Source organism: Bartonella sp. AP19HLJMH (assembly GCF_042196245.1).
Taxonomy (GTDB): Bacteria; Pseudomonadota; Alphaproteobacteria; order Rhizobiales; family Rhizobiaceae; genus Bartonella.
Genome location: NZ_JBHIPX010000002.1, coordinates 144,113 through 155,615, shown reverse-complemented (window position 1 = coordinate 155,615; position 11,503 = coordinate 144,113). Strand labels below are relative to the sequence as shown.

General features: G+C 38.4%; 10 protein-coding genes and 1 tRNA gene. 5 read left to right on the top strand and 6 right to left on the bottom strand.

What is annotated here, in order from left to right:
- Window positions 1-153: 153 nt before the first annotated feature.
- From rpsA to aroA, 3 genes are all read right to left on the bottom strand, one after another.
- Window positions 154-1,854, bottom strand: coding sequence for a 30S ribosomal protein S1 (gene rpsA, locus ACFINR_RS02155; RefSeq protein WP_026500132.1), 1,701 nt, complete (start codon window positions 1,852-1,854; stop codon window positions 154-156).
- A gap of 131 nt (window positions 1,855-1,985) precedes the next feature.
- Window positions 1,986-2,633: a (d)CMP kinase gene (gene cmk / locus ACFINR_RS02150; protein ID WP_375611402.1), complete on the bottom strand. Its 648-nt coding sequence runs from the start codon at window positions 2,631-2,633 to the stop codon at window positions 1,986-1,988.
- Complete coding sequence (aroA, locus tag ACFINR_RS02145; RefSeq protein ID WP_375652398.1) at window positions 2,630-3,958, bottom strand: 3-phosphoshikimate 1-carboxyvinyltransferase; 1,329 nt, start codon at window positions 3,956-3,958, stop codon at window positions 2,630-2,632. The genes cmk and aroA overlap by 4 nt, the downstream gene beginning before the upstream one ends.
- Before the next feature lie 187 nt (window positions 3,959-4,145).
- On the opposite strand from aroA, the gene ACFINR_RS02140 reads away from it, so the two are divergent.
- On the top strand, window positions 4,146-4,526 hold the full coding sequence (locus ACFINR_RS02140; RefSeq protein ID WP_375611400.1) for a TIGR02300 family protein: 381 nt from the start codon (window positions 4,146-4,148) through the stop codon (window positions 4,524-4,526).
- Between the two features lie 118 nt (window positions 4,527-4,644).
- Window positions 4,645-4,720 (top strand) — tRNA-Ala (locus ACFINR_RS02135).
- Between the two features lie 1,600 nt (window positions 4,721-6,320).
- Here the strand turns inward: ACFINR_RS02135 and ACFINR_RS02130 are convergent.
- Complete coding sequence (locus ACFINR_RS02130) at window positions 6,321-6,908, bottom strand: hypothetical protein (RefSeq protein ID WP_375652397.1); 588 nt, start codon at window positions 6,906-6,908, stop codon at window positions 6,321-6,323.
- Window positions 6,909-7,019: 111 nt separating this feature from the next.
- Entirely contained in the window at window positions 7,020-8,201 is a 1,182-nt protein-coding gene (locus ACFINR_RS02125) for a DNA recombination protein RmuC (protein ID WP_375612812.1), read from the bottom strand.
- Between the two features lie 90 nt (window positions 8,202-8,291).
- On the opposite strand from ACFINR_RS02125, the gene def reads away from it, so the two are divergent.
- The 3 genes from def to truA are packed head-to-tail and all read left to right on the top strand — an operon-like array spanning window position 8,292 to window position 10,502.
- Window positions 8,292-8,828: a peptide deformylase gene (gene def / locus ACFINR_RS02120; RefSeq protein WP_375612811.1), complete on the top strand. Its 537-nt coding sequence runs from the start codon at window positions 8,292-8,294 to the stop codon at window positions 8,826-8,828.
- Window positions 8,828-9,757: a methionyl-tRNA formyltransferase gene (fmt, locus tag ACFINR_RS02115; protein ID WP_375620855.1), complete on the top strand. Its 930-nt coding sequence runs from the start codon at window positions 8,828-8,830 to the stop codon at window positions 9,755-9,757. Before def ends, fmt begins: the two co-directional genes overlap by 1 nt.
- A 1-nt stretch (window position 9,758) precedes the next feature.
- Window positions 9,759-10,502, top strand: coding sequence for a tRNA pseudouridine(38-40) synthase TruA (truA, locus tag ACFINR_RS02110; RefSeq protein ID WP_375612809.1), 744 nt, complete (start codon window positions 9,759-9,761; stop codon window positions 10,500-10,502).
- Between the two features lie 32 nt (window positions 10,503-10,534).
- Here truA and ACFINR_RS02105 read toward each other — a convergent pair whose 3' ends face one another.
- Window positions 10,535-11,398 (bottom strand): LOG family protein, encoded by an 864-nt coding sequence (locus tag ACFINR_RS02105; protein ID WP_375611394.1) that lies wholly within the window; start codon window positions 11,396-11,398, stop codon window positions 10,535-10,537.
- Window positions 11,399-11,503 lie beyond the last annotated feature (105 nt).

Here is an 11,503-nt window from a genome sequence, read left to right as displayed (position 1 = left end):
GTTAGACAAAAAACAAACTTTTTGTTTTTATTTGCAAGCATTTATAATTTTTGTTTCAATAATTTAAAAATAAGCAGACAATTTTTTTATAAAATAAAAAGGTCACTCCTAATGAGTGACCTTAATAATAAAACCAACTTTAATGATTGATGATTAATCTTGTTCTTGTTTTTTCAAAGCTGCACCCAGAATATCACCAAGAGAAGCACCTGAATCTGTAGAACCATATTGTGCAACAGCTTCTTTTTCCTCTGCAATTTCTAAAGCTTTAATCGATACTGAAATTTTACGTGTTTTTTTATCAAATGCTGTGATGCGAGCATCAACCTTTTGCCCAATTGCGAAACGCTCAGGACGTTGCTCATCACGATCACGCGCAAGATCAGCACGCCGAATGGTTGTCTCAAGGTTGTGGTCAATCAATTTCACACCAATGTCATTGTCGTTAACAGCAATCACTTCGCATGTTACAACTGCACCTTTTCGCAATTCGCCAGAAGCAGCTGCTTCTCCAACTTTATCGCTGGAAAGCTGCTTAATTCCAAGAGAAATGCGCTCTTTTTCAATGTCAACATCAAGGACCACAGCCTTAACGATATCGCCTTTATTATAAGTATCAATAACTTGTTCACCAGGACGGTTCCAATCAAGATCAGACAAATGAACCATACCGTCAACATCGCCTTCAAGCCCAATAAACAGACCAAATTCTGTTTTATTTTTAACCTCTCCTTCAATTTGCGAATTGACAGGAAATTTATTGGCAAAAGCTTCCCATGGATTTTCAAATGTTTGTTTTAAGCCAAGAGAAATACGCCGTTTAGAAGGATCAATCTCAAGAACAACCACTTCTACTTCTTGTGATGTAGACAGAATTTTTCCAGGATGAACATTTTTCTTTGTCCAGCTCATTTCAGAAACATGGATCAGCCCTTCGATTCCTGGTTCAATTTCAACAAAACCACCGTAATCAGTAATGTTGGTAACAGCACCCGTAATTTTTTTACCAATCGGATACCGAACACTGATGCTTTCCCAAGGATCACTTTCAAGCTGTTTCATTCCAAGAGAAATACGGTGCGTATCTTGATTAATGCGAATAATCTGTACTTTAATCGTTTGGCCAATTGTGAGCACTTCAGATGGGTGATTAACACGCCGCCATGCCATATCTGTAACGTGCAAGAGACCATCAATCCCACCAAGATCAACAAAGGCACCATAATCTGTAATATTTTTCACCACACCTTCAACGATTTGGTTTTCTTCAAGATTTTGTACGATTTCTGAACGTTGCTCAGCGCGACTTTCTTCTAAAACAGTGCGACGTGAAACCACAATATTGCCACGACGACGATCCATCTTCAAAATTTCAAAGGACTGTGAATTATGCATGAGGGGTGAAACATCACGAATGGGACGAATATCAACTTGGCTGCGAGGCAAGAAAGCAACGGCACCATCAAGATCGACTGTAAAACCACCTTTTACTTGGCTAAAGATCACTCCATCAACGCGTGCACCAGCATTGAATTTTTCCTCCAAACGGACCCAACTTTCTTCGCGCCGTGCTTTTTCACGCGATAAAACAGCTTCACCCATCGCATTTTCAATGCGTTCAATGTAAACCTCAACTTCATCGCCAACTTGCAAAGAACCATCTTTTGCTTTAGCTCCAAATTCTTTGAGAGGAATACGTCCTTCGACTTTAAGACCAGCATCAATAATGGCCATGTCTTTTTCGATTGCAATAACACGACCTTTAACAACAGATCCTTCATTAAGATCATTAGTTTGAAAAGATTCTGTTAAAAGGGCTTCAAAATCCGCTGTTGTGGGATTGTATTGTGACATAAGAACTCCTAATATATACCTTGTATTATAAGGTATGAGCGCTAGGTTAGTGTTAACATAAGTAACTCCCTAGCCTTTTCCTTGAATAAAGGAAAAAAGTTAGCGCTAGGCTGGAAGTTACCTTAACGAATTTATCCAATTATATGCATTTTTATGATTGGATCAACAAAACTGCATGCAATTTCAAATGTTGCTTCTATACTCAATTCTGACGTATCAAGCAAGTGGGCGTTTTTTGCTGGTTTTAGTGGACTTTGTTTGCGCGTTATATCGCGACTGTCGCGCTGTTCAAGTTGAGCTAGGATTTCATGATAATTTGCTTGAACACCTTTTTTTAAAATCTCTTGGTAGCGGCGTTTGGCGCGTGTTTGAACATTGGCTAGAATATAAAACTTGATATCGGCATCAGGACAAACAATAGTTCCGATATCACGCCCATCAAGCACACAGCCGGGCAAAACTTTAGCAAAGTTGCGTTGTTTTTCGACAAGAATTTTGCGTACAGCAGGGTTAATTGCTATTTTTGAAGCCGCTTCACCAAGTTCATGAGAAGAAAGAAGAGAAGGATTTAAGGTATTAAAATCAAGTTCTTTAGCATAAATAATAGCATTTTTTTCATCATTAAGAGCTAAATTTTGTTGTAAAAGCGTATGAGCAACACTACGATAAGTAAGACCAGTATCGAGATGACGAAGGCGATAATGTGCAGCAATTTTGCGTGCTAAGGTTCCTTTGCCTGAGGCAGCAGGTCCATCAATGGCGATAACAAAAGGCTTCAAGCGATTTTTCCCCCAAGTTGTTTTATAAAAGGAATAAATTCTGGAAAGCTCGTAGCGATCATTCGTTTATCATCAATGGTAACAGGTTTTTCTGATACAAGCCCAAAAATGAGAAAACACATAGCAATTCGATGATCAAGATGTGTGGCAACATACCCACCCCCCAAACCTTTGGCAGAACCTTTTCCATAAACAATAAGAAAATCTTGACCTTCTTCACAGTCTACGCAATTAATTTTTAATCCTTGAGTAACAGCAGACAATCGATCCGATTCTTTTACACGCAATTCTTCAATTCCTAGCATCACTGTTTTGCCTTCTGCAAAGGCTGCTGCTACTGCCAAAGCAGGATATTCATCTATCATCGATGGAGCACGTTCTTTGGGCACCGTAACGCCTCTAAGGACCGATGATTTTATCCGTAGATCAGCAACATCCTCTCCACCTGTTTGACGTCGGTTCAAAAATTCAATTTGAGCACCCATTTCCCACAATGTTTCGATAAGTCCTATTCGAGAGTTATTTATCAAAACATTTTCAATGGTGATATCAGAGTCTTCTATAAGAAGGGCTGCGATAATTGGAAAAGCAGCAGAAGAAGGATCACCCGGAATATGAATCGTTTGTCCAGTAAGATGGGGTTGACCATTAAGATGAATCAAACGCGCACCTTCGTTATCTTTTTCTATTTCAAGTTGCGCACCGAATGCTTTTAACATTTTTTCCGTATGATCTCGTGTCAGAACTGGTTCAATAACAGTTGTAGTGCCGGCGGTATTGAGTCCAGCAAGCAGGATTGCTGATTTAATTTGGGAGGAAGCTATTGGAACACGGTAACGAATCGGATTAGCCATTTTCGGACCATAAAGCGTTAAAGGAAGGTGATCGTCGCGCGTTGCCTCAATTTCAACCCCCATGAGACGCAGTGGATCAAGGATACGTCCCATTGGACGTTTAGAGAGAGAAGCATCACCAATAAAGGTTGTTTTCATATGATACGGACCAACCATTCCCATAACCAAACGAGCACCTGTTCCAGCGTTTCCAAAGTCTAAAGGTTTTTGTGCAGCTAAAAGGCAACCATTCCCTGTTCCTCGTATGATCCAGAAGTCATCTTTTTTAATAATACAGGCACCCATAGCTTGCATAGCAGCAGCTGTGTTGAGTACATCAGCGCTTTCAAGTAATCCATGAATATATGTCTCACCACTTGCTAATCCTCCCAATATAAGAGAGCGATGAGAGATTGATTTATCTCCTGGTATTTGAATTTTTCCAGAGAGACTACTCGATTTATAGGTGGTTATAGGGATTGCTTTTTGCATGGAAATTCTATTTAATTCTATCTAACTTTTATGAAATTGTGCATCCTTTAGCACATGCTTTAAAAGACGTCATGAAAAAATCACTGTGGAACAGTGTATTTATCTTTGACAAAGGTATTATTTTTCGATTAAGCACCATAAAATTTATCTTTTAATGGAATAATAGTTAATCAAAGAGGCACGGTTTATGGCAAAACAAGAACTTGGAACTAAACGTGTTGATCCAGAAACAGGAAAAAAATTTTACGATCTAAATCGCGATCCTATTGTGTCGCCCTATACAGGAATTTCTTATCCGCGTTCTTACTTTGAAGTTGCAGCAGCTGAAGCAAATAATGAAGAAGAAGTTGATACTGAGGAGCTTGATACAGCACTTGAAAAATCTGCTTTTATGCTTCTTGAAGATGATGATGTGGATTCTAAAGATGACGATCTTCCTGATTTAGAAGATAGTGATGTAGATCTTGGTGATGATGATGATACATTTTTGTCTCATGATGGTGACGATGAAGATGATGACGTTACTGATATTCTCGGAGGCGGTGTTTCTAATGATGACGATGCTTAAAAGAAGTAAAAGAGGACATCTTTATCTATTGAATGTAAATTCTTCTTGATCTTCAATTTTGATCGTTCTAGAAAAGCTGGAATTGTATACTGTCTTTTTGGGACAATTTGTTTTTATAGGGGCTATAGCTCAGCTGGGAGAGCGCTTGCATGGCATGCAAGAGGTCAGCGGTTCGATCCCGCTTAGCTCCACCAAAAAGACCAACTGTTCTATCAAGGGAATCAATTACAATAAAAGATGTGTGCATCAATTTAAAAGGTTTATGTGCTATTTAATTATCATTCCAATAGCGCCTGTTCCTTGCATCTTAATGATATTATAATACATTTTTAATCATTTGTTGGATTATAAAATTTACTGTCGCAACCGTGAAAGTAGATAATTTTTTATGCTTTGCACAGAAATAGAAAATGAGCTGTTTAACCTGCGCCTTGTCTTAAAGGACAAAATTTGAATTTCCTTTACCACAATATTTCCACAAATATCATAATATGTTGGTTACCGGTATCTTTTTAAAAGATATGAAGTACTTAAACAAAGAGTAGAGAATAAAATATTAAAATATACTTCTCAATTATTGCGAATCAGAACTTTTTTCGAGTATTTTTAGCCTGATCAGATGTTCTGCCAATTAAAAATTATCCACCTTGAGTAGCGTATACCTGCTCAATACTAAGGTATATTAATACTTAAATAATATATTGAATCAATTAATTTTTTTCCTTGCACGTCATAAACAAGGTCGAGGTGTAAGAGCAAAGTGGTGCTATCATTATATGTGCTAATTCCCAATGTTACGGATAATTCTCACATTTGAGAATGTATGTTCATAAAAAAACATTTTTAGTCTTTTCTTTCACAGTTTTTATCCACATACCCATTGTGCTTGTTATGTGCAAGCCAATGGTTTTATTGATTCAACCTCAAGAGATCTGAAACGATAAAACCCTACGCCATTCGAGATTCTTACTTTAATATGAATAACGATATATTATCTTTATAAATCAATATGCTTAAACCATTTAAGAAAAAGAATAAAAATGCTTCTCATAAATATTCTCAAATGCAAAAGCTATCACAACATTGGAGACTGACTTGTTACTTCATAGGCGTTACAAATCTTTCTCTGAATATTCCCTACCCTGAATATTCATTGTGTGTAAAGTTGCATATACCTTATCATCCTATAAACGGGAGTGTTTTTACAATACAATAAGATAACTTCTTTCAATTAAGATGAACTGGATGGACGACTATGTTTTATTTCATACAATACTAAATACACTTAGTTTTTTTGAAGACTGTAGCGCCCTCTTTATACAAAACAACGTTTTTTCGTTTAATGCATTTCTCGTTTTCTTATATTGAATATTTTACCCTTTTTATGATGCCCGAATTGCATTTGTTTTAATTGCTATTTTATACACTTAACAAAGAAAATATTCATATAATAATCAGCCAGTAATACGCATAATGAAAATAAAAAATGATATTATATTTTAAAATTTTTCTTCAATAACCTCTAGTACTTAGCCCAATGCGAAATGCCAACACTAAATAGAAAATGGTTTCTATTATAAATTTTTTTAACAAAGGAGGTAAAAATGTCGAGAGTATCTTCAAATATATTGTGTATTGCAAAAACTTTCTGTTGCTTGAGTTTATTCTAAAAAATAACAATTTATTTCATTGAACGATCGGAAAAACGACACTATTTTATCATATCATGCGGAATTTTGCTTTCGAATAATTTTATCCCATCAATTCCCTGATTGAGATTTTCAAAAATCTTCCCTAATGCCATCCACATCTTTTTAATTGCTGTTCATAGAGCCTCGATATCCTTGCCATGCGCTGTGCTGTCTGTGAAAGCGCAGCACTGACATGCCCACCACTACGTGCATAAGCACCATGCCCCATATGATAATTTAAATAAAGGCTATATGCATCATCAAACCTCACCCCATTGCGTTGAACACTTTGGCGATGATACCAAGCAACAAAATCAGCAGCATCTGCGAAATTCGTACGCCATGCAAAAGACTTTCCTGTAGAGCGAAGATACATTGCCCATGTACTATCAAGCGCTTGAGCATAACCATAAGCTGTCGACCGACGCTTCCATGGAATAAAACCAAGTAGTTTTTTGCGTGGAGGACGTGCATTGTGACGAAAGCTCGATTCCATCCTAATGGTTGCAAGAATAATAGGCATAGGAATTCCATAGCGCATTTCCGCTCTTTGAGACACCTTACCCCAATTGTCAAAAAAACCATTTTTTTGTGCTAAAATAGCACAAGCATTATTTGTGTGGATGGGAGTGGTTGTTGCGCATCCCTCTAGCAAAAACACCAGTGCCCCTAAAAACAAAAGGTGTCGCATATTCCTATTCCTCTCGTTTAAGAAATAAAACAAGATAGAGATACTAAAAAATGATTACCAATCAATAAAGAACATGATCTAACTTGTAATATTTAAGAAGCTTGCTTTGCTTTATTCCTCATCAGCAAAACGCAATGTTTGCGACTGAGCCAATGTTGTCATTTTTGTTGGTTCAGAGTAATTTTCTTTTAATTCGACAGTTTCAATGCGATTTGCCCGTTTCATGATTTTGGAGGACGATATCAAAATTCCCTCTATATCTTCACCTGCTTTATGAAAGTGCTTCTGTAGTGCGCGAACACGCGTATCCATTCGTCCAAAATCTTCCATCAATTTTGCTACTTCTGATTGAATTAAATGCGCTTGTTCACGCATACGCGCATCTTTCATAATGGTTTGTACCACTTGGACAGAGAGCATCAACAAAGATGGTGAAACAATAATCACATGGGCTCTATTGGATTTTTGTACCAATGCCTCAAAATCCTCATAAATTGTTGCGAAAATCGATTCAGATGGCACAAAAAGGAAAGCAGTGTCATGGGTTTCTCCAGGAATCAAATATTTTTGTGCAATATCACGAATATGAACTTCCATATCGGTACGAAATTGGCGTTCTGCCTCTTGACGCTCTTGCGCTGATTCTGCCTTACGCATAGCATTCCAAGCTTCCAGAGGAAATTTAGCATCAACAACAAGAGAAGGAGCTTTATTGGGCATATGAATGAGACAATCTGGGCGCTTTCCATTGGAAAGAACAGCCTGAAAAGCATAAGCGTTTGTTGGTAAGGCATCGGCAATAATTGCTTCCATCCGCCCTTGACCGAAAGTACCACGCGTCTGCTTATTGCTTAAAATGGACTGCAACTGAACAACTTGTCCCGTAAGCGATTGAATATTATTTTGTGCTGCATCAATCACTGCTAAACGCTCTTGCAAACGATTCAAATTTTCATAAGTGGATTTGGTCTGTACCTGAAGTGTTTGGCCTAAGCTTGTTGTCATCCCATTGAGTTGCTCACTGAGTGATTTATTCAATTCAGCCTGCCGTTGACCAAAAATTTCCGCCATCGTTTGCATTCGTCCTTGCATTTCAGCTTGTGTTTTCAGCAAGGTAGCCATCTGCATTTGTGCCTCACGTGCGCGTTCAGCAATTTCATTTTCCAAAAATGCTTTTTTTCGATGAGAATGTATCAACATAAAAAATGCCAAACAGACAAGTATAAATAAAAGCAAAAGCATTAGTTTAGAAAAAAAATCACCAGCGAGTATGGAAAAAAACGAATCAAACATAAATTGTAATATAACGCTCTTATTGTAAAAAAACGCAAGAATCCGTTATTCAATATTGACCAATAACAAACCATTGATTAATCTCTACTTATGCCAATGAGATCTTTAGTTACTTTACCTGATCCGATTTTACGGGAAGTGTCCAAACCTGTTGAGCAGGTCGATTCAGCTCTCCAAAAACTTGCGGATGACATGTTGGAAACCATGTATAATTCTAAGGGCGTTGGTCTTGCTGCTATTCAAATTGGTATACCGCTACGTATGTTGGTTATAGATGTCTCTGGAAATTCTGAAGATGAGCAGGAAAAACCACTTGTTATTATCAACCCTGAAATTTTATGGCTTTCAGATGAGCGTAATATTTACAAAGAAGGTTGTCTTTCTATTCCTGATTATTTTGCAGAAGTTGAACGTCCTAAACGCCTTCGTGTTCGCTATCAGAACCGTGAAGGAAAACAAACAGAAATTGAAGCAGACGATCTCTTAGCAACTTGCTTACAGCATGAAATTGATCATTTAGATGGGCGCCTTTTTATTGATTACATTTCAAAGATCAAACGCGATATGGTGATACGAAAATTTAAAAAACGCGCAAAAGAAAAAAACATGCAGGAAGCAGTTTTGTAATGGCTTTACGATTAAGTTTTATGGGAACACCAGATTTTTCTGTTCCTATTTTACATGCTTTATTGGATGCAGGTCATGATGTTGTTGCTGTTTATAGTCAACCCCCTCGCCCAGCAGGACGTCGAGGGCTTAAATTAATCCCCTCCGCTGTTCACACCGTAGCAAAAGAAAAATCCATTCCTGTCTTCACGCCTCAAACACTCAAAACAATCGAACAACAGGAGCAATTTGCAGCACTTTCTGTTGATGCTGCTATTGTGGTGGCTTATGGACTCCTTTTACCCAAAGCTATTCTCGAAACGCCACGTTTTGGTTGTTTTAATGCCCACGCTTCACTCTTACCACGTTGGCGTGGTGCTGCGCCTATTCAACGAGCAATTATGGCTGGTGATAAAGAAACAGGTATCATGATCATGAAAATGGATGAAGGACTTGATACGGGGCCTATCGCTCTTTCTCGCTCCATCCCCATTACTGATAACACCACCACTGCTGAGCTTTCAAACAGACTTTCACATATTGGCGCAGAACTTATGGTAGAGACTTTATCCACTCTTGAAAAAGGACAACTTAAACTGACCCCACAATCAGAAGAAGGCATCACCTATGCCGCCAAAATTAGAAAAGAAGAGACCCGCATTGATTGGACAAAACCTGCAGAGTTTATTCATAGGCATATTCGCGCGCTCTCTCCCTCTCCTAGTTGCTGGTGCAATATGAATATCGGTGGACGAGAAGAACGTGTAAAAATTCTTGATAGTCGTTTAACAACAGGTCCTTCTCTTGAAATTGGACGGATAGAACCAGATTCTTTGATTATCCATTGTGGGCAAGGACGGATAGAAATAACCTCTCTCCAAAGATCTGGCGGTAAAATTCTTGAGTGCGCAACCTTTTTGCGAGGTGCTCATATTTCTGCTGTTTTTTAAGATGCCACGTTTTAAACTCACTCTTGAATATGATGGTTCAAATTATGCTGGTTGGCAGCGTCAAGCAAAACTTCACACGATACAAGGAGCTCTTGAACAAGCAATTTTTTGCTTTAGTGGACAACAATTGACCATAACAACAGCAGGAAGAACCGATGCGGGCGTACATGCTACGGGACAAGTTGCGCATGTTGATTTTGAAAAAAACTGGCTCTCCCATACTGTGCGTGACGCGCTCAATGCTCTTTTACGTAAACAGGGAGAGGCGATTTCAATCTTAAATGTAGAAAATGTCCCTGATGACTTTGATGCACGATTTTCCGCTGTAAAACGCCATTATCTTTTTAAAATACTTAATCGTCGCTCTCCACCAGCTTTAAATGCCAAACGCGTGTGGTGGATACCAAAACCTCTTCATGCTGAAGCCATGCATGAAGCTGCGCAAAAGCTTGTAGGACAACATGATTTTACAACTTTCCGTTCAGCACATTGCCAAGCCAAAAGCCCTATTCGCACCCTTGAACGTCTCGATATTCAAAGAGAAGGTGAAGAAATTTTCCTTTATGCACAAGCTCGTTCTTTTCTTCATCATCAAATCCGTTCATTCGCAGGAAGCCTCATGGAAGTGGGTATTGGACGTTGGACAGCTCAAGATCTCGAAACAGCTCTTCATGCTAAAGATCGTAAACGTTGTGGTGTTGTTGCCCCCCCCTCAGGACTTTATTTAACCAAAGTAGAGTATTAATTATCCTTCAAGAGTGAGCATCTCAAAAGTCGTTAAGGCAGTTTATAAAAAGAACGAATTTCTTCAAAAGCTTCTGCTGCTGTATTAACAAATTTCACAAAATTAATATCAGTAGGAGAAATTGTACCTTGTGCAGACAGATACTCAAAATTGACAGTATTGCTCCAAAATTCTTTGCCAAACAATAAAATTGGTACCTGTTTCATACGCCCCGTCTGTACTAAAGTTAACGTCTCAAACAGTTCATCCAGAGTTCCAAATCCGCCAGGGAAAATGGCTAGGGCTTTCGCTCGTACTAAAAAATGCATTTTGCGCATCCCCAAATAGTGGAAATTAAAACACAAATGCGGTGACACATACGAATTAGGCTCCTGCTCATGTGGTAAAATAATATTCAAGCCAATCGTTGGGGCACCAACATCACAAGCACCACGATTTCCCGCCTCCATGATTCCTGGTCCGCCCCCTGTAACAACCACAAATTCACGATATTGTGTCGTAGCAGAATAAAGTGAGCACAAACGTGCAAACTCTCTTGCTTCATCGTAATAATGTGACATAGCATGCAAATTTTTCTTTTGTATTTCATTCTTTGCAGCCCACGCTGCTTGCCCAGGTTCAGGAATACGCGCACCACCAAATAAAACAACTGTTGATTGAATATCATATTCTTTAAGGGTTATTTCCGGCTTTAAAAATTCAAGACTAATACGTTGTGAACGCAGCTCTGGACGCATCATAAAATCTTGATCGATATAGGCTAAACGATAAGTAGACGAACGCACCTGTGCTGAATTAGAGACTTTATGGATCTGTTGTAGAGCATCCTTCGTATGGAGAAGTGGCGTCCAGTTTTCTTGCTCCCTTTTTCTTTTTTCTTTACAGCTTTTTTTCATGCACCTGTCCTACTTCCTCATCGTTTTATTGACTGAACACATTTCTTCGCGTAGTTCATAGAGAATAAATCTTGAAGCTTTCAACTTGTTTAACGGAACTCTCGT

Bases quoted from the DNA above. Each gene is read 5' to 3' on its own strand.
- rpsA (WP_026500132.1), bottom strand. From the start codon at position 1,854: ATGTCACAATACAATCCCACAACAGCGGATTTTGAAGCCCTTTTAACA.
- aroA (WP_375652398.1), bottom strand. From the start codon at position 3,958: ATGCAAAAAGCAATCCCTATAACCACCTATAAATCGAGTAGTCTCTCT.
- ACFINR_RS02140 (WP_375611400.1), top strand. From the start codon at position 4,146: ATGGCAAAACAAGAACTTGGAACTAAACGTGTTGATCCAGAAACAGGA.
- ACFINR_RS02130 (WP_375652397.1), bottom strand. From the start codon at position 6,908: ATGCGACACCTTTTGTTTTTAGGGGCACTGGTGTTTTTGCTAGAGGGA.
- ACFINR_RS02125 (WP_375612812.1), bottom strand. From the start codon at position 8,201: ATGTTTGATTCGTTTTTTTCCATACTCGCTGGTGATTTTTTTTCTAAA.
- def (WP_375612811.1), top strand. From the start codon at position 8,292: ATGCCAATGAGATCTTTAGTTACTTTACCTGATCCGATTTTACGGGAA.
- fmt (WP_375620855.1), top strand. From the start codon at position 8,828: ATGGCTTTACGATTAAGTTTTATGGGAACACCAGATTTTTCTGTTCCT.
- truA (WP_375612809.1), top strand. From the start codon at position 9,759: ATGCCACGTTTTAAACTCACTCTTGAATATGATGGTTCAAATTATGCT.
- ACFINR_RS02105 (WP_375611394.1), bottom strand. From the start codon at position 11,398: ATGAAAAAAAGCTGTAAAGAAAAAAGAAAAAGGGAGCAAGAAAACTGG.